The organism is Bradyrhizobium sp. HKCCYLS3013, from assembly GCF_051167615.1.
GTDB lineage: Bacteria > Pseudomonadota > Alphaproteobacteria > Rhizobiales > Xanthobacteraceae > Bradyrhizobium.
In genome coordinates, this window is record NZ_JBNPTK010000008.1 from 120992 (window position 1) to 142481 (window position 21490).

Consider the following 21490-nt stretch of genomic DNA (forward strand, 5'->3'; position numbering starts at 1 on the left):
GACCGTCGGCGTTGCGAGAACAAGACAAGCAGAGCTAATTGGGGGCCAACGATGTCCGTCAAGATCAAGCGTTCCGTCTACGCCGACATGTTCGGTCCCACGACCGGCGACAAGGTCCGGCTCGCCGACACGGACCTGATCATCGAGGTCGAGAAGGACTTCACCGTCTATGGCGAGGAGGTGAAGTTCGGCGGCGGCAAGGTCATCCGCGACGGCATGGGCCAGTCGCAGGCGACCAACAAGCAGGGCGCCGCCGACACCGTCATCACCAATGCGCTCATCGTGGACCACTGGGGCGTCGTCAAGGCCGACGTCGCGATCAAGGACGGCATGATCTCGGCGATCGGCAAGGCCGGCAATCCCGACATCCAGCCCGGCGTGACCATCGTGATCGGCCCGGGCACCGACGTGATCGCGGGCGAGGGCAAGATCCTCACCGCCGGCGGCTTCGACAGCCACATCCACTTCATCTGCCCGCAGCAGATCGAGCATGCGCTGATGAGTGGCGTCACCTCGCTGCTCGGCGGCGGCACCGGTCCGTCGCACGGCACCTTCGCGACGACCTGCACGCCCGGCCCATGGCACATCGGGCGGATGATGCAGTCGTTCGACGCCTTTCCGGTGAACCTCGGCATTTCCGGCAAGGGCAACGCCTCGCGCCCGGCCGCGCTGGTCGAGATGATCAAGGCCGGCGCCTGCGCGCTCAAGCTGCACGAGGATTGGGGCACGACGCCGGCTGCGATCGACAACTGCTTGTCGGTTGCCGATGATTACGACGTGCAGGTGATGCTGCACTCCGACACGCTCAACGAGTCCGGCTTCGTCGAGGACACCATCAAGGCGTTCAAGGGGCGCACCATCCACGCCTTCCACACCGAAGGCGCCGGCGGTGGCCACGCGCCTGATATCATCAAGGTCGCGGGCCTGAAGAACGTGCTGCCGTCGTCGACCAATCCGACGCGGCCGTTCACGCGCAACACGATCGATGAGCATCTGGACATGCTGATGGTGTGTCACCATCTCGATCCGTCGATCGCCGAGGATCTCGCCTTTGCCGAAAGCCGCATCCGCAAGGAGACGATCGCGGCCGAGGACATCCTGCACGATCTCGGCGCGCTCTCGATGATGTCATCGGATTCGCAGGCGATGGGCCGGCTCGGCGAGGTCATCATCCGCACATGGCAGACCGCCGACAAGATGAAGAAGCAGCGCGGCGCGCTGCCGCAGGACAAGGGCCAGGACAACGACAATTTTCGCGTCAAGCGCTACATCGCCAAGTACACGATCAACCCGGCGATTGCGCATGGCGTGTCGAAGCTGATCGGCTCGGTCGAGAAGGGCAAGCTCGCCGATCTCGTGCTGTGGTCGCCCGCCTTCTTCGGCGTCAAGCCCGACTGCGTCATCAAGGGCGGCACCATCGTCGCAGCTCCGATGGGCGATCCCAACGCCTCGATCCCGACGCCGCAGCCGGTGCATTACCAGCCGATGTTCGGCGCGTTCGGCAAGTCGCTGACGGCCTCCTCGGTGATCTTCACCTCGAAGGCTGCCGTCACCGGCGGGCTCGCGCGCAAGCTCGGCCTGTCCAAGAAGCTCTACGCCGTGCAGAACACCCGCGGCAGGATCTCGAAGAAGAGCATGATCCACAACGACGCGACGCCGAACATCGAGGTCGATCCGGAGACCTATGAGGTCCGCGCCGATGGCGAGCTCCTGACCTGCGAGCCGGCCGAGGTGCTGCCCATGGCGCAGCGCTACTTCATGTTCTAAGCTCCGCCCGGTACCCAGAACCAGAAACGTACCGGGAGGACTGCTGCGTGATCTATGTCGTTGCCACCTTGACCATCAAGCCCGAAACCCGTGCGGAATTCATCGCCGCCGCGACTGCCTGCATTGCAGGGACCCGCAAAGAACCCGGCAATATCGCCTATGATTTGCATGAGAGCGTCACCGACCCGAGCAAGATGGTCTTCGTCGAGCAGTGGCAGAACGCCGAGGCCTTGGTGCCGCACCGTGCGACCGAGCACATGAAGACCTTCGGGCGCGTCGCGGTGAAATGCATGGCGGCGCCGCCGAAGATCGAGATCATTACGCCTGAGAAGGTCGATGTCCGCTGAGCGGAATAAGAGTGAGCGGAATAAGAGAATGAGAGTTTCAGCATGATCCGCGCGACACGCGTGCTCGGGCAGCATCGTTGGAAAGAGGCCGCCGCCGATTCCGTCCTGCTCGATTTCGATGACCGGCACCGGCGGCGGCTGGTGATGACCGGAACGCGTGGGCTGGAGTTTCTGTTGGACCTCGAGCACGCCACCGCCTTGCGCGGTGGCGATGCCCTGGTGCTGGAGGACGGCCGGCTGATCGAGGTCGTGGCGGCGGCCGAGCCGCTGCTCGAGATCCGGGCTTCCGATCCGCATCATCTGGTGCGGCTCGCCTGGCATCTCGGCAACCGGCACCTGCCGACGCAGCTCATGCCCAAGAGCCTGCGCATTCGCCGCGACCACGTGATCGAGGCCATGGTCAAGGGCCTCGGCGCGCGCGTCATCGAGATCGAGGCGCCGTTCGATCCGGAGGGCGGTGCTTACGCCGAGCCCAGCCATGCGCATGGCCATGATGATCATGATCACCACGGCCACGATCATCATCACGATCATGCCGGGCACGATCACGCGCATCACGACCACGGCCATGCACATGATCATCACGTGCATGACGAGCACTGCGGCCATGACCATCACGATCACGGTCATTCCCATGCTCATGAGCACAAGTGAGGAGGGGGCTCGGCCGGCTGCAATCAGCGCCGCGGATCCGGCTGCGCTGTATCGGCTGCTGACATGGCTGTCGCCGGCGTTTCCGATTGGCGGATTCTCCTATTCGAGCGGCATCGAATGGGCGGTCGAGGCGGGCGACATCGGCGATGCGGCGGCGCTGCGCGGCTGGCTCGCGACGATGCTGACCAATGGCTCCGGCTTCTGCGACGCGGCTTTCCTCGCGCACGCGTATCGCGCGGTTGAGCTCGACGATATGGCAAGCCTCCGCGAGGTGGCCGAGCTTGCCGCCGCTTTCGTACCGTCGCGCGAGCGTCAGCTCGAAACCACGGCGCAGGGCCGTGCCTTCATCGAGATCGCGCGGTCCGCCTGGAACTGCGCAGGCCTCGACGAGGCGGTGGCGCGATGTGAGAGCATCGTCTATCCGGTCGCCGTGGGGCTGGTCGGCGCGGTTCACGGCGTTCCTCTGGGACCCCTGCTGCACGGCTTCCTGCACGCCCTCACGTCGAACTGGATTTCCGCCGGCAGTCGTCTCGTACCGTTGGGGCAGACCGACAGCCAGCGCGTGCTTGCCGCGTTGGAACCTGTCGTTGCCGCGACGGCGGACCGCGCTCTGCTCGCCTCGCTCGACGACATCGGCGGCGCAACATTTCGCGCCGATCTCGCAAGCCTTCATCACGAGACGCAATATACAAGGCTGTTTCGGTCGTGATGAAGCGGGGCAAGGGCTGCTCCGATCACGGCCCCGCGCGGTCGCGCGCACGACAGAAGGGTAAATGACATGGCATCGTCTCACGGTCCGCTCCGCGTTGGCGTCGGTGGCCCGGTCGGGTCCGGCAAGACTGCGCTGATGGATCTCCTGTGCAAATCGATGCGGGAGCGCTACGACATCGCCGCGATCACCAACGACATCTACACCAAATGGGACGCGGAGTTTCTCGTTCGCTCGGGATCGCTCACCCCGGATCGTATCGCCGGCGTGGAGACCGGCGGCTGCCCGCACACTGCGATCCGCGAGGACGCTTCCATGAACCTCGCCGCAGTGGCCGACATGCGGGCCAAGTTTCCCGGACTCGACCTGGTGTTGATCGAGTCGGGCGGCGACAACCTCGCGGCAACGTTCTCGCCGGAACTCGCCGATATCACGATCTACGTCATTGACGTCGCGGCGGGCGACAAGATCCCGTCGAAGGGCGGACCGGGTATCACCCGCTCCGACCTTCTGGTGATCAACAAGATTGACTTGGCACCCCATGTGGGCGCTTCTCTGGAGAAGATGGAGACGGATGCCAAGCGCATGCGCGGCGCACGGCCCTTCGTCATGACCAATCTGAAGAAGAGCCAAGGGCTTGACCGGATTATCGGCTTCATCGAAGCCAAGGGCGGTCTGAAGCCGTCGGCCTGAGCGCCGGGACTGATCTGCGTCGCAACGTTCTTCGTTGCTCGATGCGTCTGCTGCAATGACAGACGCAAAAAAGCCTCATCCGGCCGGAACAACTTGAGCCCTCGGGTGTTTCCTCGACCCGGGGTGCGCCTTGCCCAAGGCGTCTCGGCGCCGATGCACCGGTATCCTGGGATCGCTATCCACTGATCGCTCCGATCACTTCCGATCGCCCCGAGGTGCGTCCTTGAGTTGCAGGCCCGGTTATTGGATGACTCGTCTCCTCCTTCGCCAACCCTTTACTTCAGAGTAAACGAGTGCTCCGGCTGGGTGTCATCATCGGTTTGATCGCGCTGGTCGGGACGGCGCTGTCCGGCTTGGCCGCCTATCGCGTCCACGACCAGGAGCTGGCGCTCGATCGCATTGCGCTCGCCCGTGCCATCGACGTCCATGCCAGCCTCGTCCAGGACCGGCTGACCGAACGTGAGCTGCTGGCCCGGGTGGCCTCCGGGCTGTTCCGCGCTCCCTCGGTGATCAAGGCCAATATGCTGGAGCCGCTGCGATCGTCGATCTACGCGTTCAAGACCGACTTCGTGGTGGCATCGTGGATCGCGCGGCTGCGGCCGGATGAGCTCTCCATCGCGCAAACCGAGCTGCGCCAGGCTGGCTTCCCGAATCCAACCATTCGCAATTTCGACGACACGCCGCTGGGGCCGAACGTCGATCGTCCGTTGGACGTTCTGATGGATCTCGAGCCACGCAATGCCGAGACCTCCAGGCTTCCCGGCATCGCACTCGACCGGCAGCCGATCGTCGGACCGATGCTTGCGCGCGCCATGGCCGAGGGCAAGCCGGTCGCTTCCGACCCCACCCCGCTGGTGCGGAGCGACGGTCCGATCGGGATCGTGCTGGCAGCCCCGGTCGTCCCGCAAGGTGCCACTGCGCCGGCGGGCTTCGTGACGTTTTCCTACGAGATCGGGCCGCTGCTGCTCACCAATGACGATCTGTCGTTGTTCTCGGTGGCGTTGAAGGATCCGCGCAACGCCTCGGACGAGCTGGTTGCCAATGATCAGGGCGCGGTGACGAGCCGGACCCGGGGGCCGGACGATCCTGCTCCGTCGTCGACCCGCACCGTCGCCTTCGGCAATCACGACTGGTCGCTGGTCTATTACGCCAAGAGCAATGCGGTCCGGCGTGCGCAACAGACCGCGGCGATCGTCGGCGTCATCGGGATGGCGCTGACCGGTATCATCTGCGGCCTGTTCGGCTACGTCGCCTACAATAATCTGCGCCTGAGTCGCGAAATCCAGGTGCGGATCGGCTTCGAGCGCCGACTGACGGCGGTCATCGACGAGCTGAACCACCGGGTCAAGAACATCCTGGCGGTGATCCAGTCCATCGTGACGCGCACGCTGCGTCATGGCAGCGACATCGATGTCGCGCGCGAGCTGCTGATCGGGCGGATCCATGCGATGTCGAACGTCGTCACGCTGCTCAGCGAGAGTCAATGGCAGGGCGTGCAATTGCGCGGACTGTTCGAAGCTCGCGCCATCCCGCATGCCGACAGGATTGCGGTCAACGGACCCGACATCACCGTGAGCGCGCGTGCCGCGCAGAGCCTGTCGCTGCTGTTCTTCGAACTCGCCTCGCACTCGGACGAAGGCCTCTCGCTGGTGGGAAAGCACCCGCACATCACCGCCAAATGGGAGGTGACCGGCGAGGAGCCGAATGCCGTCTTCCACTTCCGTTGGGAGGAATTGAACACCAGTGAAGCAACGCGGCGGCCGGACAGCGATTTCGGACTGATCCTGCTCGATCGCGTTGCGCCGGAGGCGCTCGGCGGCACGTCAAAGCGCTTCTTCACCGAGGCGAGCTATGTCTATGAGCTGAGCGCGCCGATGGAGACGGTCATCGACATGACCGAGCGCGATCGCACCGAGCAGTTCTCCGCACCACTGCATCCGGCGCGATAGCCGCAGCGCCGGTCGGCGAACAGAATGCCGGGGCGTCACGATCCCGGGCACAAGAGATCAACAACAAGAAGAGGCGGCTCGCTGAGGAGCCGCCTCTTTGCTGGTTCGTTTGCGACGGCTTGGCTGATCAGCCGCCGCTGCCGCCGATCACCGCCCGCACGGTCTCGTCCGGGCCGAAATCCTCGGCGCCTTCGACGTAGAGCAGCGCTGCCAGCTTCGAGCGCGCGCGGTTCACGCGGCTCTTGATGGTACCCACCGCGCAGCCGCAGATCGCTGCCGCATCCTCGTAGGAAAAGCCCGATGCACCGACCAGGATCAGTGCCTCGCGCTGGTCCTGAGGCAGCTTCTCGAGCGCCGCGCGGAACTCCTCGAACTCGAGATGCGCGCCCTGCGAGGGATGTGTCTTGAGCGTCTTGGCGTAGTTGCCTTCGGCATCTTCCACTTCGCGCCGGCGTTTGCGGTAGTCGGATCGGAACAGGTTGCGCAGGATCGTGAACAGCCAGGCAGGCAGATTCGATCCCGGTTGAAACGAGTCGATGTTGGCCAGCGCCCGGAGCAGGGTTTCCTGCACGAGGTCGTCGGCACGATCGCTGTTACCACTCAAGGAAATCGCAAATGCGCGAAGGCTGGGGACGGCCGCGAGGATATCGTCCCGCAAGGAATCAGTGAGAGGCATTCACTCCCTCCCGTCGGTTTGGTCGTTGGATCCCCCGCCGTTCTCCACGTGGGACTGTGCTGCCGGCGCATCAAGCTTCCGCACCAGATCCGCGAAGCGGTCCGGCACTCCCTGACGGACGACGTCGTCGTACATCGCGCGGAGTTGATGACCGATTCTGGATTGAATTTCCGCGTTCAGTCCGCCGGGCTTGCGCGGTGCCGCATTCTTGCTGGCTTGAGACTTTACATCTTTCATGACCTTTTCCACGTTTCCCCGAGAGTTAAGTCCCTGAAGCTTCAAGAATTATTCTCGCCACCGAGAGGGTCTGTCGGGAACTAATGCGACGGGGCGATAAAAGTTCCACGCGTTTGGGGAACTTTTCGTCGGTTCAGGCGTAATCAGCGCATTATGGAACCCGGGCGGAAGCCCAGATGACCGAATGGAGTGGGGATGAGCCGATCACAGCTTGTTGCTGAACATTTGCCGCTGTTGCGCCGGTATGCGAGGGCCCTCACCGGCAGCCAGGGTTCCGGAGACGCCTATGTCGGAGCGATGCTTGAGGCCCTGATTCAGGATCCGGCGCTGCTGGACGAGCGCTATGGACCGCGGGCGGCCCTGTTCCGCCTGTTCACGCAGATCTGGAATTCGGTAGCGCTCAACGACGACGCAGAAGTGGCGACCCTGCCGATGCCGCCGGAACGGCGGCTCTCGAATATCACCCCCTTACCACGCCAAGCCTTCCTGCTGCTCTCGCTCGAGGGTTTTCCCGAGGAGGAAGTGGCCTTCATCCTCGACATCGACGTCGCTGAAACCCGCCGGCTGGCGGATGCTGCCGGACGGGAGCTCGCCGCCGAAATCGCTACCGATGTGCTGATCATCGAGGACGAGACTTTCATCGCGATGGACCTCGAGAGCCTCGTCAAGAATCTCGGCCACAACGTCATCGGCGTGGCCCGCACTCATGCCGATGCGGTGGCTCTCGCAAAGAACAAGAAGCCCGGTCTGATCCTGGCTGATATTCAGCTCGCCGATGGTTCGTCCGGCCTGGACGCTGTCAACGAGCTTCTGCGCACCTTCGAGGTACCGGTGGTCTTCATCACCGCCTATCCGGAGCGCTTCCTCACCGGTGAGCGGCCCGAGCCGGCGTTCCTCATCTCCAAGCCGTTCCAGCCGGCCATGGTGTCGGCGGTGGCGAGTCAGGCGCTGTTCTTCCAGCGCAATTCGCGCAACCGGATGCCGAAGCCGGCAGCCTGATCAGGCCACGCGTGCACGATCCTGTTCCGGCGCGTTCCTCGTGGAGCGCGCCGGCTTCTTTTGCAGCATCGAATTGCGAGATCAGCAGCCGCGGCACACCCCGCCGAGTCGTGCCTTCAGGACCGCGTCACTCGGATCGATGTCCGTCTGCAAGATTTGCGACGTCCGCCGGGGCGCGAAAACGATCGGCACGAGAAACGTCAGATCCCCATCCGCCAGCTCCGGCGGAGGTGGGGCAAATGGCTGGGCGCGCCGGACCATGGCGAGCGCCTCCTGGTCAAGCGCGGGATCGCCGGTCGTTTCCGCCAGCACCGCCGAGATGAGATGACCCTCGCGGTCGATGTGGAACAGGACCTTGGCCGTCCCGCCCTCATCCGAAGCCCGCAGTGGATAACGGCGCTGAATCTTCAATTGTGCGACAAGATTCTTGATCCAGGTCTCCTTGGCGCTCTCAGCCGCTCCCATCGCGGGAAACAGGCACAGGAGAGCCAGCGCTAGCCCAAGCCCCTTCCGCACGCCATCCAACGAGCTCAGCATCTCCGCCCCCATGCGCGGACGATGAACGTGGCCGCGCCACTGCCACATATACCTCAGGGGAAAAGCGGATAAAGCGCCGGGAATGTCGGGCTGGGATCCGATCGAGCAGATGGATCAGAAAAGAATGCGGGGCACCGCCGGCATCACCACGGCGGTGCCCCGCGTCGCCGGTCAATGGGGCAGGGGGATAACCGGCTGCCGAGATGACGCGCGACCCGAAAAGTCGTTCCGCGTGAGATCGAATTTTTTGACGCCACGAATTTGAAGAATGTCGCCGCAGTTTACACACGGTTAAGTGATTCGCCCGACCGAGAACCCAGTTCCTGCGACTTACGTTGGTATGCCGATCGCCTTGCGGCGAGGGGAGCAGAGACATGTCGCAGACCAGGAAGGTTATCGTTTTGGGTTCGCTTGCGGCTTCCGCAATGCTCGTGGGTGCAATGCAACTGGCCTCCGGCCATGATCTTGGCGCCAACCTGCCGCTCCAGAACTCCGCCCGCGAGACGATCGTCGCGACCGCGAACGACGTGAACCGGGCCGCCAAGTCTGACCGCGCGCAACAAAGCGGTACTGTGGCGCCGTCACAAACTGTGTCGATCAAGCTGGCAGCCTTCGCGGAGACGTCCTTCCTGGTGCGGCTTCCCGTCAACCCCGCCGCTGTGAGCGCGGGCTCGTTGCCGTCGCCGCAGGGATCGCAGCTCATCACCACCGGCAACGAGCGGCAGGCCGTCAAGCATCCGGTGGCGTGCGAGCCGTCGGTGTCGGTGCTGACGGAGATCGCCAAGCGCCTGCAACCGGGACGGTGTGTGACTTAGTTGATAGCAGCTTGCACCCGATCCGCCGCCTAAGCACTCGATCAACGCCTTGGATCCTCACTCTGCGGGCGTTTGCTCCTCCGCCGCTGCGCGGCTGACCATGAATCCGAGCGCCAGACCGCCGACGGCCAGAATGGGAATCAGCCGCTTGATGCCGATCATGCGGACGATCTGCAAGCCGCTGGCCAGCAGCATCGGGTCTGCAAAAGCCGATTGGACTGCCGACCGCGCCGTTTCCGCGCTTCGCGCGGCACGGCTCTCGATTGCGCGCTTGCGCGCCATGTAGCTGATCGCCGCGATCAACGTCACCACGAAGAAGATGGCGGCACCGGTGAGGCACGCGGCCACGAGACCGTATCGATCCAGGACGGCGACGAAAGCGGCGGCGCACAGAAAGCTCGTGGTTACGAACAGTCCGACCGCTGCAGCGATTGCGAGCGACGTGAGCCTAACGGCATGCCCGGTCGATTCCTGGAAGTCCGCAATCAGGCGCTGCAGCATGTCATTCCCCTTCCGATCTCATTCATCTGCGCAACAAACTCAAATCGGCGCCGAAGACGCGGCGCCGAAACGAGACAAGCCTCTGGATTTCAGGGCCAAATCCTCAGCGTCTCCAGGCGGCGCCGATGAGAAATCCAAGTCCGAGCGCGAGACCCACGGTGGCGAGCGGACGCTGCGAGATCACGTCCTCGAGGCGCTCCTCCAGCGAGTTCGCGGCCTCCTGGGCCGCACCAAACATGGCCGTGCCGCGCTCGGACATGTCGTCGAACGTCTGGTCCGCGTTCTCGCGCGCCTGTCGATAGCCGCTGCGGGCCTGCTTGCTCGCCTGCCCGGCGAAAGCATTCAGCGCGTCGGTGATCTGTTCGGTGAGAGCTGCGATATCGTTTTTCACGGCGTGGACATCCTTCTGCAGGCGTTCGTAGTTCGCTTTGTCGACGAGATCTTTCAGGGCGGTCTCACCGTCAGTCGGTGGCATGGCAAGCTCCCGGAGCAAGGTGATTGCGTCTGCTCGACAAACGCGGGGTCTCAGCCGAAGTTCCGACGCTGGAAACCGAATTAGTCCGCCGGCAGTTGCGGCGTATCGTCCGGCAGCAGATGCTCTTTGACGATGAGGGCGACGATCAGCAGCGGCGAGGCGAGGAAGGCTCCCATCGGGCCCCACAGCCAAGTCCAGAATGCCAGCGCAATGAACACCGCGAGTGCGTTGAGCGCGAGCCGCCTGCCGATGATGGTCGGCGTGACGAAATGGCCTTCCATGAAGGTGATCACGGCGAAGATGGCGGGCGCGACCATGCCGGCGCTCAGGGTCGGGAATGCGACCGCGCCGACCAGGACGAGCACCGCAAACATTGCGATCGGGCCGATGATGGGGATGAAGTTCAGCGTCGCTGCGAGCGCGCCGAGCCCGGCGGGGTTTGGCATGCCGGCGATGGCGCAGGCGAGGCCTGCGGCGATGCCGACCCCGGTGTTGATGAGCGTGACCGTCAGCAGATAGTTGCCGAGGTGCAGTTCGAGCTCGTTCAGGATGCGCAGCGTCCGAAGCCGGGCCTCATGATCACCGAAGGTCATGATCAAGGTGCGCCGCAGGTCCCGCCAGCTCGCGATGAACAGCACCAGCGTGGCGAAGAACAGCAGGAATTCCGTGAAGGTCGGCGACAGGAATTCGATCGTCGGCTGAACCCAATCGAACTTGGGCAGCTCCAGGCTGGTCGAGGCCTGCCCGCTTCCACCGCCGATCGCCGCCTGCATTTCGTGCCACAGCGCCAGCGGCCGATCGAAGACGTGCAGCTTGGCCTTGAGCGTCGTGGCGAGCTCGGGAAGGCGATTGGTCCAGTCGAGGACCGGCGCCGAGATCAGGCCGATGATGAAGGCCAGTCCCGCGGCAACGGCGATCACGATCAGCACGGCGCCGACGCCGCGCGGCACGTGGTGGCGTTCGAGAAAGTTGGCGGCCGGCGACAGCATGGTGCCGACCACGAACGCCATCACGATCGGCAGAAAGAACCCGCGGGCGACGTAGAGAACGCCGGTGACGCAGATCGCGGTGAGAACCACGAGCGCGATGGCGACGACTTCGGCCCGCCTGATCACCGGTGGAAGCTCGTGGCGGCTTTCGTTCAGCGCCGCGCCTTCGCTCCCGCTCGCGAGCAGCCGCTCGGTGGGAAGTACACGCACCATAGGTCCCCCCGATCGGGTCGTTCGCGCACAGTTCGCGTGATGACGTTCTTCTTTCGCCTAACTGGCGAGACGGCGCCGGGTTCCGTCGCGAGAACGTGACAGCCTCTACGCTTGACTGACGCAGGGCGACCACAGCGGAGCCGGAACTGCGGCGAGCCGTTCGGCGTTTGGAAGGCAATCACGCATCGCACCGCGATGCTCGTCTGACAGGGGCACTCCATGACACAGCTCGTTTCCGGCCATCGCAACCTTTCGCGGCGGACCGCTTCGCTTATCGTCGGCGTCGCGGTTCTTCTCGTCGCGGGTCCCGCCGCGTCTCACGCGCAGAGCCTCGGCTATGCGCCGGTCGAGCAGCAGCAGGCGTTCCCGCCCGACCAGGCGACTGCACCCGCCGTGGAGCAGGACGAGGACAGCCAGCTTCCGGACCGGCTGCGTCGCACGATCGTCAATCTGGATACGCGGGAAGCGCCGGGGACGATCATCATCGATACCGCCAATACCTACCTGTACTACGTGCTCGGCGGCGGTCGCGCGCTGCGCTATGGCGTTGGCGTCGGGCGCGAGGGCTTCACCTGGTCGGGTGTGCAGACGGTGACCCGCAAGGCGGAATGGCCGGACTGGCATCCGCCGGCGCAGATGATCGCGCGCCAGCCCTATCTGCCGCGTTTCATGGCTGGCGGCCCGGGCAATCCGCTCGGCGCGCGGGCCATGTATCTCGGCTCCAGCGAGTATCGCATCCACGGCACCAACGATCCGACCACGATCGGCAAGTTCGTGTCCTCGGGCTGCATCCGCCTGACCAATGAGGACGTGAGCGACCTGTTCAGCCGCGTGCAGGTGGGGACGAAGGTCGTCGTGCTGCCGAAGGCCGCATCGCTGCAGGCGCGCGCGAATTCCGACCGGGCGCCGCGCGTGACCTCGCTGCCGTCGGGGCGTCAGGCGATGTCGCTGCCGGTCTCGGCCATCAACTGATCTGGGAGTGGGACGATGAAGGGTCGACGTGCACTCGCCGCCATCGCAGTGGCAACCATGGCAACCGCGGGTGCGTTGGCGGTGCCGACCTCGGCGGGGGCGCAGGATTTCTTCTCCGCGCTGTTCGGCGGCTTCAACGCGCCGCAGCGCCAGGCGCCCTACATCCGGATGCCGTTCGCCGACGAGGCGCCTCCGGCGCCACGGCCGGCCCCGCGCGGCGATGTCAGCTATCGCGGCGGCAGCAGCAGCGTCGCCTGGTGTGTCCGCACCTGTGATGGCCGCTACTTCCCGCTCGGCGCGACCGGCGACCAGAGCAAGGAAGCCGCCTGCAACAGCTTCTGCCCGGCGGCCAAGACCGAGATCGTCTATGGCAGCTCGATCGACGCCGCCGAGACGGATGGCGGCAAGCCATATTCGGCGCTGCCCAACGCCTTCAAGTATCGCACCGAGATCGTCGACGGCTGCACCTGCAACGGCAAGGACCAATTCGGCCTTGCCAAGGTGTCGATCGACAACGATCCGACCCTGCGCAAGGGGGACGTCGTCGCGAGCGACGACGGCCTCAAGGTCGCCAACCGGACCGGCAGCGGCAAGCGTGCCGAGCTGAACTTCTCGCCGGCGCCCGCGGCACTGCGCGCGAAGTACGAGCGCGCGCCGGTGATGGCGTCCGACTGATCCCGCGAGGCCGTCAGGCCGCGCGGATCTTGCCGAGGAAGTCCGTGACCTGATGACCGAGGTTCCTGCTCTGGCTCTCCAGCGTCTCTGAGGCATTGCGCACGTTGTCGGCGGCCGCCGCAGCCGCATCGGCGTCCGACTTCACGCCGGTGATGTTGTCGGAGACGTGCTTGGTGCCGTCGGCCGCGAACTGGGTGCTGCGCGAGATTTCCTGCGTCGCCGCCCCTTGCTCCTGCACCGCCGCGGCGATCGCGGTCGCCACCTCGTTGACCTCGCCGATGATGCCGCCGATGCGCTTGATCGCGTCGATCGCGTCATTGGCGACACGCTGGATGTCGGCGATCTGCTCGGAGATATCGTCGGTCGCCTTTGCGGTCTGGCTCGCCAGCGTCTTCACCTCGGAGGCGACGACGGCGAAACCCTTGCCGGCCTCGCCGGCGCGCGCCGCCTCGATGGTGGCGTTCAGCGCCAGCAGATTGGTCTGCGAGGCGATGCTGTTGATCAGCCCGACCACCTCGCCGATCCGGTTTGCCGACTGCGCCAGCCCCTGCACGGTGCCGTCGGTCATGCGGGCCTGCTCCACCGCGCGGCTGGCGATCCCGGCCGCATGCGACGCCTGCTTGCTGATGTCGGCGATCGAGGCGTTCAATTCCTCCGCGGCGGAGGCCACCGTCTGCACGCTCATCGAGGCATCGCTGGAGGCCTTCGAGGCCTCCTCGGCGCGGGCGTTGGTCTGCCGCGATACGTTGGTCAGGCCGGCGGACGTCGCCTGCATGTCGGTGGAGGCGCGGCCAAGCTGCTCGAGCGAATCGCGCACCAGCCCCTCGAACTCGCTCACATAGCTTTCGATCGCCCGCTGGCGCGCAACCGTCGTTTCGTTGCGTTGGCGCTCCTGGGCTTCGATCGCGAGCTTGTCCTTGGCCTGCTGCTTGAACGTCTCGAGCGCGCCCGCCAGTGCACCGATCTCGTCCTGGCGCTGCATGTAGCCCGTCTCGACGCTGAGGTCGCCGCCCGCAACCGCCAGCATGGCATCGCGCATTCTGTTGAGCGGCTGGATCACCCGGCGGCTCACCAGCATCAGCGCGGCGCCGCCGATCCCGGTCGCCGCGATGAGGAGGCAGAGTTCGATGCCGAGGGTCCGCATGGCGGCCGCATGCTGCTCCTCGATATAGGTCCTTGCGGTTTCAAGCGCGGTCTCGGCGACCGCAACCGCGGCATTGAGGCGCCCGACCGTGAACGGGCTCCATTTGTTGGCGACCATCTCCGGCGTCTCGCCGCTCGCGACCGCGTTGACGAGGCGATCCCTCAACGCGGTGTATTCCGCGTCGAAATAGGCCTTGCGCGTGGCCTCCAGCGCCGCCGTCATCGCGGTCGGCCATTTTGCGCCGGTGGTCGCCAGTTCGAGCGCCTTCCATGCGGCCTCGGCGCCGCCGACCGCCTTGGTATAGTTCAGCCGCGCCTCGGGCGTGATCTTGCCTGCGGCGAGCCCGTTCGAAACCAGGAAGGAGGCGTCGCCGGCGGTGTTGCGCAGCAGCCATGCGATCTGCTTGATCTGCAGCAGTTGATCGATGGTCGGGTCCGCGTGGTTGACCTCGGCTGCGAGAATGGCCTGGATCTTCTCCAGCGTCTCCAGCAGCCTGTCCTCGGTCTGCATGTATTCCTTGCCGAGCGCCAATCGGCGCGACGCCTTCGGCTTGGCGACCTCCAGCCAGAATTCCTTCTGCTGATCGCTCAGCGTCGCCAGCAATTGCTGGAATTGCGAGAGCAGCGCCGCCTTGTCGGCAAACGCGATGCCCGGAAGGATGCCGAGCGCCCGGCCCATGGACGGCATGGCAACGTCACGCAGGCCGCGGACGTACCGCTCGGTCTCCGGTTCGACCTTCTCGTCCACGGTCACCATGCGGTTCGAGGTGGAGCGGTCGGCCCGCAGCTTGTCCATCGCCTTGAACATGCTTTCGGAGGCATCGACGATCGAGGTGATGCGGGCGGTGAGCTTGAGCTGCTGCCACGAATAATAGGCCCGCGAGGCGAACAGGCCGACAAACAGGCATGCCGTCACCAGGATGATGGCCTTCAACGTCGTGGAAATGGTCAGTCGGTTCAGCATGTTGATCTCCGATTCACCGCATTCGACCGCAAACCGGTAAAAATCTGGATGAGGGGTGGCTCCGTGGAACTACGGAGGCGGCCCAGGGCGCCCACGGTTCCGGGTGCGGAACTACCAGCCCGCGAGCGGGTTAGCTGACCAACGCCAGCGCATCTTTCTCGCCAAGGGGCTCTTCATGCTGATCAGTGCACTCGTCACCTTTCTCGTCGTCATCCTCATTCTCTATTTGATCAACCTGCTGCCGATCGATGGCCGCGCCAAGCAGATCTGCCGCGTGATCGTCATCGTGCTCGGCGTGATCTCGCTGCTCCGCTTCATTGCGGTGATATGATCCGGCATCATGTTACCTCCGACTGATCAAAAAAAGCCCCGGCGGATGGCCGGGGCTTTTCGCATCAGGCGTTTGCCTTCGCTTCGCGGCGCCGCGCCGTGAGAATGTATTCGGTGTAGCCGTTCGGCTGGGTGCGGCCTTCGAACACGAGGTCGCAGGCCGCCTTGAACGCCACGCCGTCGAACGACGGCGCCATCGGCTGATAGAGCGCATCGCCGGCATTCTGCTTGTCGACCACGACGGCCATGCGCTTCAGCGAGTCCATCACCTGGTCCTTGCTGACCACGCCATGGTGCAGCCAGTTGGCGAGATGCTGGCTGGAGATGCGCAACGTCGCACGGTCCTCCATCAGGCCGACGTCATGGATATCCGGAACCTTGGAGCAGCCGACGCCCTGGTCGATCCAGCGCACGACGTAGCCGAGAATGCCCTGGCAGTTGTTGTCGATCTCCTGGCGGACGTCGTCCGGCGCCCAGTTCGAGTTCGACACAGGGATGGTGAGGATGTCGCCGAGCTTGGCGCGCGGGCCACCCTTGGCGAGCTCGGCCTGGCGGGCGTGCACGTTGACCTGGTGATAGTGCAGGGCGTGCAGGGTCGCCGCGGTCGGCGACGGCACCCAGGCGGTGGTGGCGCCCGCCTGCGGATGGCCGATCTTCTGCGCCAGCATGTCCGCCATCTTGTCCGGCGCGGCCCACATGCCCTTGCCGATCTGGGCGTGGCCGGGGAGACCGTCGATCAGGCCCATGTCGACGTTCCAGTCCTCATAGGCCTTGATCCAGGGCTGCGCCTTCATCTCGTTCTTGCGGATCATCGGACCCGCTTCCATCGAGGTATGGATCTCGTCGCCGGTGCGATCGAGGAAGCCGGTGTTGATGAACACGATGCGCTTCGACGCCTGCTGGATGCAGGCCTTGAGGTTGACCGTGGTCCGGCGCTCCTCGTCCATGATGCCGACCTTCATGCTGTTCTCCGGCAGGCCGAGCATTGTCTCGACGCGCGCGAACAGCTCGACCGTGAGCGCGACCTCGTCCGGGCCGTGCATCTTCGGCTTGACGATATAGATCGAGCCGGTGCGGCTGTTCTTGACCTTGGAGTTGCCCTTGAGGTCGTGGATCGCCAGCAGGCCGGTGACGGCGGCGTCGAGAATGCCCTCCGGCACCTCCTTGCCCTCGGAGTCGAGCACGGCGTCGGTGAACATGTGGTGCCCGCAATTGCGGATCAGCAGCAGGCTGCGGCCGTGCAGGGTGAGCGTGCCGCCGGCCGGCGTGGTGTAGCTGCGGTCGCTGTTCAGGGCGCGCGTCAGCGTCTTGCCACCCTTCTCGAAATCGGCCGACAGCGTGCCGTTCATCAGGCCGAGCGTGTTGCGGTAGACCAGCACCTTGTCCTCGGCGTCGACGGCGGCGACGGAATCCTCCATGTCGAGGATGGTCGAGACCGCGGCTTCCAGGATCATGTCGGAGACGCCGGCCGGATCGTCCTTGCCGATGACATGGCTGCGGTCGATCACGACCTCGACGTGCAGGCCGTTGTTGGCGAGCAGGATCACGGACGGCGTCTCCGCCGAGCCCTGATAGCCGGCGAACTGCGCGGCGTCCTTCAGCGCGGTGGCGTTGCCGCTCTTCAGCTTGGCCGAGAGCTGGCCGGCAATGACGCTGTAGGCGGTGACGTCGGTGTGGCTGCCGGTGGCGAGCGGCGCGGCCGTATCGAGGAAGGCCTTGGCCTTGGCGATCACCTTGTCGCCGCGGGCCTTGTTGTAGCCCTTGCCCGCTTCGCTCGGGTCATGCGGGATGGCGTCGGTGCCGTAGAAGGCGTCGTACAGCGAGCCCCAGCGCGCATTCGCCGCGTTCAGCGCATAGCGGGCGTTGGTGAGCGGCACCACCAGCTGCGGTCCGCAGATCTTGCCGATCTCCTCGTCGATATTGGCGGTCTCGACCTTGTGGGTCGCCGGCTCCGGCAGGAGGTAGCCGATCTCCTGCAAAAACGCCGTGTAGGCGCCGAGGTCGAAGGCCTTGCCCTTGTTGGCGAGGTGCCAGGCGTCGATCTTGTCCTGCAGGGCGTCGCGGAAGGCGAGCAGCTCGCGATTCCGGGGGCCGAGATCGCGCAGGATCGCGGCAAGGCCGGCCCAGAACGCGTCCGGATCGATCCCGGTCTTCGGCGCGGCCTCCTTGGCGATGAAGTCGAACAGAACGGGGGCGATCTTCAGTCCATGGGCGTCGATACGGGTCATGATGAGACGTTTCTCTCGAAAAAGGGCGACGTTGCGCGCGAATTGGGCATGCTGAATGGCCGCCTCGAAGGCGGCGTGTGCAGTGCATTTAGCGCCAAAGCGGAGGTCACGAAAGGGGGGAGGGGTATCGCAGTTGGTCGGGGGAGGGCGTCGGTTCCGAGATCGGGCGCGAGGGGCCGATCCTGTCGATCCGGTGTTGCGGAAGTCCGCGGCATTTGCTCCGGCCTCCGCCGTCGTTGCGAGGAGCGAAGCGACGACGCAATCCAGACTGTCGCTGCGGAGATGGTCTGGATTGCTTCGCTTCGCTCGCAACGACGCCTGAGGTTGCATCTCGCTGCTCATTTGGATCGTGCGCTTGCGAACAGTCGCCAACGTTCTCGCGGCGCCTGTTGGCGTCCGAGCTTTGCCAGTTGAACGCCTCTGCTAACGAGAGGCGCAGGGAAGGCCGGGTGCAGGCTGCACCCATGGCCCGCCTGCAGAAAAAAATGCAGGCGGCAGTCACCACAGGTACGAGCCGGACATCCGGCCTTCCCTGCGCGATGGATTTACGGTTGCTCCGTGGTCTCCCCGGTGCGCCGGGCTTTCTGGTCACCGTTGCCCGCGCAGCGCGTTGGCGCTGTCGCAGACGTGGCATCAGCGTCGGGATGCCAGGACCCCACGGCTTGGCCGTGCGCCTCGGAACTGTCCGCCAGCATGATCGCTCACGCCGCAGCCCAAGACGCCCACCGCATCCCGCACCCGACGTCCGTGACGGTCGCGAACTGTCCCTCGTGTGGGACGGGATGCGGAGATAGAAACATGATTTCGGAAAAAATGAAAGCGGAATATTTTTCTGGCGAGGACTGGACAGGCAAATCAGGTGGATCGGATTGATGAATTTTGCCTTTTGAAACGGATCAATTTTGCCGTAGGGACGATGGCAAGGGAATGGGGGCTATCGCTTCGCTGGAGTGTTCGAAGGCTTTGAAACAGGATAAATCTGCACCTCTAGTTGCTAGTTAGGCAAGTTGTGGCTATCTCTCTGTACGGTCGAGCTAGCCATCTGGTTTCTAGATTTTATTCTATAGGCAGGAGCTAGTATGGGCTTCGGCATGTGGCTCTTCAATCTGCTGGTTAACGCAGCTACCAACTACGCCACGAGCGACAATTTTTCGACCGCCGTCCTATTTGGTGCGCTCGCAGCGATCGTTTTCGTCTCCGTTTGGCTTCGTCGTCGACGCGCAGAGGGAAGGCCGGGAATGGAGTCTTGGTATTTCATATTGACTATGCTTTCGGTTGCAGTCCTTTCATTTGGCGCTGCCACGTATGGTCTGGGTTTGCGAAATGGGAATCATTCTCCCCTGATTCGCGGGGCGGATGAAAAGAGCAGTAGAGCCCCGTCGATTGTTGTTGACGAAGCGGCCGCTGATCCGAATGGTGGTGTCTATGATCCTGGGCCTGTCTTGCGAAGAAAGCTAAGTCACGTAGAACTAGATGAGCTAACCGGATTGACGAAGAGGCTGCGTGAATTTGGTGAAGCATTCTACAAAATCGAGGCTCCGCAAGCGCTGCTGCCGCCGATGCCGCCGCTGTACTTGTTTCAGCGGACATCTTGGGTTGATAAGATCAAGCGGGATGGACTCGATGCTTCCGTCTCGTCTTTAGTAGAGCTTAGAGACAGGTTTCAGGCCGCAATGAACCCGCTTGCTGACGTTATGAAGGAAGGTGAAGCCTATTCGGAGGAAATAGCCAGGATTATTGGAAAGACAGGGGTGCCTGATATAATCTCGTGTCTAAATCAGTATGTTCTAGCTCTCGGGGTGCTGCAGAAGAACAACATTGATAATCCTCAATTGATCGGGCTTGCCCTGCAAGGTTCTGCGAGGGAGTGCATCAGCGCGTTTGAGGTTCATCGCAAATGGCGAAATACCTTCGTTCCTAAGAGACTGATGGACGTGCTTAGAGAATTGAAATCCGACCAGGCGCGTCAATAGCCGATTGATGGCGGGTCAATGTCGCTCGCTGGCGGGGGAGCCCCGGCCATCACGCTGTTTAGACAAGCGGGCGCTCAACTTACTTCGACGTCTGCAGTCGCCATAGGGTTGGCCGCGTGGATTGGCCAACGCTTCTGTCGCGCGGCGTCGACCAGCGTTGTGATCGTCAGCGGCCGGCGGGGACGGCGCAAGCGAAGAATAGTCCGGACGAGCCCGATCAAGGACAGGCCTTCCGGTCCAAAATGACGGTCGAAAGCGAAGCCGGGCATGTCGATGTCGAATGCGCGATCAAACGCGCCCATGAATTCGCGCGCATCGTCGCCGTCGACGCCGAGGTCTCCGGCGATGTCGGTCTCGTCGGTGAGCCGTTTGGGCGTCATCGTCTCCTTGGCGACGAAGTCCAGCACAGCCTGATGAAGTGGATCTGTCGTGAGCGGCATCGCCGAAATATCGGTCACGTGGCACGATTGGCAAGTCTGTCGGGTGGGCAAAGACGCGCCCGCGCATCGCGCGGAAGCGGCGTGCCCACCATTTGTCTGCTCGGTGTGAGACGGTGGGCACGCGCCGCCTTTCGGCGTCGCTTTGCCCGCCCTACGGCACCTCTCTCCGCCGTCATTCCGTGGCGTGCGCAGCGCGAGCTGCGATATGCACGTGCTCATCAAATAAGTGACACGGTACCGCTTCGCCCTCACGCCCGCGACGGCGCCAGCCGGAATTCGACGACGTCTTCCGCGCCCGACAGGTCGCGCGCCATCTGCGCGGTTTCGAACCGGCCGGCGGCCTGCAGCACCAGCTCGAAATGGAATTGACGCTTCGTCTCGCTGTATTCGTAGCACCAGTCCAGCACGTCGAAGCCATAAGCCCGCATGCATTCGCGCAATTCGGCCTCGCTCGGCTGCAGGCCATGGCGATAGACGACCGACAGCGACAGCGTGGTCTGGTGCGGCAGCCATTGCTCGACCGCGCCGAGCAGGGTCATCGCGGCCAGAGACAAGGCCGTAGCGCACAGCGCGGTGCCGTAGAGGCCGATGCCGATAATGATGCCGATCGCCGACGTCATCCAGATCGAGGCGGCGGTCGACACGCCGCGGATGGTGAAGCCGTCCTTGATGATGACGCCAGCGCCGAGGAAGCCGATGCCGGTCATCAGGCCCTGGATCACGCGTGTCGGATCGGACACGGTCGGCGACACCGCGATGCCGCCATACCAGCTGCCGGGAAAACCGTTGATCGCCGTCAGCAAGGTCGATGCGACGCAGACCAGCGCATAGGTCCGCATGCCGGCCGCCCGTCCGTGATAGGTGCGCTCGTAGCCCAGCAACAGGCCGACGGCCGCAGCACCCATCAGGTGCAGCAGCAGAATTCCGTTCGTCTCCAGCTCCGCCCTCGACCAATAGGCCGCCAGATGCTCCATCATGCGCCTCGACAGCGTTGCTGCGCGTGCCGTGAACTGTGCGGATGAAGTGCTAATTTCTGCTTGCAGATCGTCCGGCGGCCCGATGGCCAGGCTGGCGTCCAAGAGCGAACCAGCGCACTCCTCCGTAGTTCTTCGGGCAGGATGTGACCACGCTTGGCTGCGGCGATCGCTGTGCGCCGATGTCGCGCGTCATGTCACGAGGCCGACTCGTGGCCGCGCTGCGGACG

Annotated in this window: 22 protein-coding genes; 12 read left to right on the forward strand and 10 right to left on the reverse strand. The window is 64.1% G+C overall.

Features of this window, described 5'->3' with window-relative positions; translation table 11 throughout:
- Positions 1-51 precede the first annotated feature (51 nt).
- From ureC to ACQR1F_RS16720, 6 genes are all read left to right on the forward strand, one after another.
- A complete protein-coding gene (gene ureC, locus ACQR1F_RS16695) occupies positions 52-1767 on the forward strand; it encodes an urease subunit alpha (protein WP_316216463.1) in 1716 nt (571 codons plus the stop codon).
- A 47-nt stretch (positions 1768-1814) separates the two neighbouring features.
- A complete protein-coding gene (locus tag ACQR1F_RS16700; protein ID WP_316177246.1) occupies positions 1815-2114 on the forward strand; it encodes a putative quinol monooxygenase in 300 nt (99 codons plus the stop codon).
- Between the two features lie 42 nt (positions 2115-2156).
- Positions 2157-2768 (forward strand): urease accessory protein UreE, encoded by a 612-nt coding sequence (locus tag ACQR1F_RS16705; protein WP_315804710.1) that lies wholly within the window; start codon positions 2157-2159, stop codon positions 2766-2768.
- Positions 2755-3477, forward strand: a complete 723-nt coding sequence (locus tag ACQR1F_RS16710; protein WP_316177657.1) for an urease accessory protein UreF — start codon at positions 2755-2757, stop codon at positions 3475-3477. The genes ACQR1F_RS16705 and ACQR1F_RS16710 overlap by 14 nt, the downstream gene beginning before the upstream one ends.
- A 69-nt stretch (positions 3478-3546) precedes the next feature.
- Positions 3547-4170 carry an urease accessory protein UreG gene (gene ureG / locus ACQR1F_RS16715; protein ID WP_315804711.1) on the forward strand — a complete coding sequence of 208 codons (624 nt, stop codon included), beginning with the start codon at positions 3547-3549 and terminating at the stop codon, positions 4168-4170.
- Between the two features lie 293 nt (positions 4171-4463).
- Positions 4464-6119 carry a CHASE domain-containing protein gene (locus tag ACQR1F_RS16720; RefSeq protein WP_315804712.1) on the forward strand — a complete coding sequence of 552 codons (1656 nt, stop codon included), beginning with the start codon at positions 4464-4466 and terminating at the stop codon, positions 6117-6119.
- Positions 6120-6246: 127 nt separating this feature from the next.
- Here the strand turns inward: ACQR1F_RS16720 and ACQR1F_RS16725 are convergent, their stop codons facing one another.
- Both ACQR1F_RS16725 and ACQR1F_RS16730 read right to left on the reverse strand, forming a co-directional pair.
- A complete protein-coding gene (locus ACQR1F_RS16725) occupies positions 6247-6795 on the reverse strand; it encodes a sigma-70 family RNA polymerase sigma factor (protein ID WP_006612137.1) in 549 nt (182 codons plus the stop codon).
- The gene (locus ACQR1F_RS16730) at positions 6796-7032 is read right to left on the reverse strand and encodes a NepR family anti-sigma factor (RefSeq protein WP_315713837.1); all 237 of its coding nucleotides are present in this window, start codon (positions 7030-7032) and stop codon (positions 6796-6798) included.
- A 195-nt stretch (positions 7033-7227) separates the two neighbouring features.
- Between ACQR1F_RS16730 and ACQR1F_RS16735 the strand changes: the two genes are divergently transcribed.
- The gene (locus tag ACQR1F_RS16735; protein WP_315713838.1) at positions 7228-8031 is read left to right on the forward strand and encodes a response regulator; all 804 of its coding nucleotides are present in this window, start codon (positions 7228-7230) and stop codon (positions 8029-8031) included.
- An 81-nt stretch (positions 8032-8112) separates the two neighbouring features.
- Here ACQR1F_RS16735 and ACQR1F_RS16740 read toward each other — a convergent pair whose 3' ends face one another.
- Positions 8113-8616 carry an energy transducer TonB family protein gene (locus ACQR1F_RS16740; RefSeq protein ID WP_434913482.1) on the reverse strand — a complete coding sequence of 168 codons (504 nt, stop codon included), beginning with the start codon at positions 8614-8616 and terminating at the stop codon, positions 8113-8115.
- Between the two features lie 326 nt (positions 8617-8942).
- On the opposite strand from ACQR1F_RS16740, the gene ACQR1F_RS16745 reads away from it, so the two are divergent.
- Complete coding sequence (locus tag ACQR1F_RS16745) at positions 8943-9383, forward strand: hypothetical protein (RefSeq protein WP_316216467.1); 441 nt, start codon at positions 8943-8945, stop codon at positions 9381-9383.
- Between the two features lie 57 nt (positions 9384-9440).
- Here ACQR1F_RS16745 and ACQR1F_RS16750 read toward each other — a convergent pair whose 3' ends face one another.
- From ACQR1F_RS16750 to ACQR1F_RS16760, 3 genes are all read right to left on the reverse strand, one after another.
- The gene (locus ACQR1F_RS16750) at positions 9441-9884 is read right to left on the reverse strand and encodes a hypothetical protein (RefSeq protein ID WP_434838573.1); all 444 of its coding nucleotides are present in this window, start codon (positions 9882-9884) and stop codon (positions 9441-9443) included.
- A gap of 103 nt (positions 9885-9987) precedes the next feature.
- The gene (locus ACQR1F_RS16755) at positions 9988-10359 is read right to left on the reverse strand and encodes a DUF883 family protein (protein ID WP_316177254.1); all 372 of its coding nucleotides are present in this window, start codon (positions 10357-10359) and stop codon (positions 9988-9990) included.
- Between the two features lie 80 nt (positions 10360-10439).
- A complete protein-coding gene (locus tag ACQR1F_RS16760) occupies positions 10440-11558 on the reverse strand; it encodes an AI-2E family transporter (RefSeq protein WP_434838574.1) in 1119 nt (372 codons plus the stop codon).
- 222 nt (positions 11559-11780) lie between these two features.
- On the opposite strand from ACQR1F_RS16760, the gene ACQR1F_RS16765 reads away from it, so the two are divergent.
- The gene (locus ACQR1F_RS16765) at positions 11781-12533 is read left to right on the forward strand and encodes a L,D-transpeptidase (protein WP_315804718.1); all 753 of its coding nucleotides are present in this window, start codon (positions 11781-11783) and stop codon (positions 12531-12533) included.
- A 15-nt stretch (positions 12534-12548) separates the two neighbouring features.
- Complete coding sequence (locus ACQR1F_RS16770; protein ID WP_434913483.1) at positions 12549-13208, forward strand: DUF2865 domain-containing protein; 660 nt, start codon at positions 12549-12551, stop codon at positions 13206-13208.
- 13 nt (positions 13209-13221) lie between these two features.
- Here the strand turns inward: ACQR1F_RS16770 and ACQR1F_RS16775 are convergent, their stop codons facing one another.
- Entirely contained in the window at positions 13222-15315 is a 2094-nt protein-coding gene (locus tag ACQR1F_RS16775) for a methyl-accepting chemotaxis protein (RefSeq protein ID WP_316177261.1), read from the reverse strand.
- A 175-nt stretch (positions 15316-15490) separates the two neighbouring features.
- Here ACQR1F_RS16775 and ACQR1F_RS16780 point away from each other — a divergent pair, with 175 nt between their 5' ends.
- The gene (locus ACQR1F_RS16780) at positions 15491-15646 is read left to right on the forward strand and encodes a Thivi_2564 family membrane protein (protein WP_315804721.1); all 156 of its coding nucleotides are present in this window, start codon (positions 15491-15493) and stop codon (positions 15644-15646) included.
- A 64-nt stretch (positions 15647-15710) separates the two neighbouring features.
- Here the strand turns inward: ACQR1F_RS16780 and ACQR1F_RS16785 are convergent, their stop codons facing one another.
- On the reverse strand, positions 15711-17873 hold the full coding sequence (locus ACQR1F_RS16785; RefSeq protein WP_316177263.1) for a malate synthase G: 2163 nt from the start codon (positions 17871-17873) through the stop codon (positions 15711-15713).
- A 1091-nt stretch (positions 17874-18964) separates the two neighbouring features.
- On the opposite strand from ACQR1F_RS16785, the gene ACQR1F_RS16790 reads away from it, so the two are divergent.
- The gene (locus ACQR1F_RS16790; protein ID WP_316177265.1) at positions 18965-19846 is read left to right on the forward strand and encodes a hypothetical protein; all 882 of its coding nucleotides are present in this window, start codon (positions 18965-18967) and stop codon (positions 19844-19846) included.
- A gap of 74 nt (positions 19847-19920) precedes the next feature.
- On the opposite strand, the gene ACQR1F_RS16795 is transcribed toward ACQR1F_RS16790, so the two are convergent.
- Positions 19921-20304, reverse strand: coding sequence for a DUF1493 family protein (locus ACQR1F_RS16795; RefSeq protein WP_316177267.1), 384 nt, complete (start codon positions 20302-20304; stop codon positions 19921-19923).
- A 230-nt stretch (positions 20305-20534) separates the two neighbouring features.
- Positions 20535-21263: an MgtC/SapB family protein gene (locus tag ACQR1F_RS16800; protein ID WP_315804727.1), complete on the reverse strand. Its 729-nt coding sequence runs from the start codon at positions 21261-21263 to the stop codon at positions 20535-20537.
- Between the last annotated feature and the right edge of the window lie 227 nt (positions 21264-21490).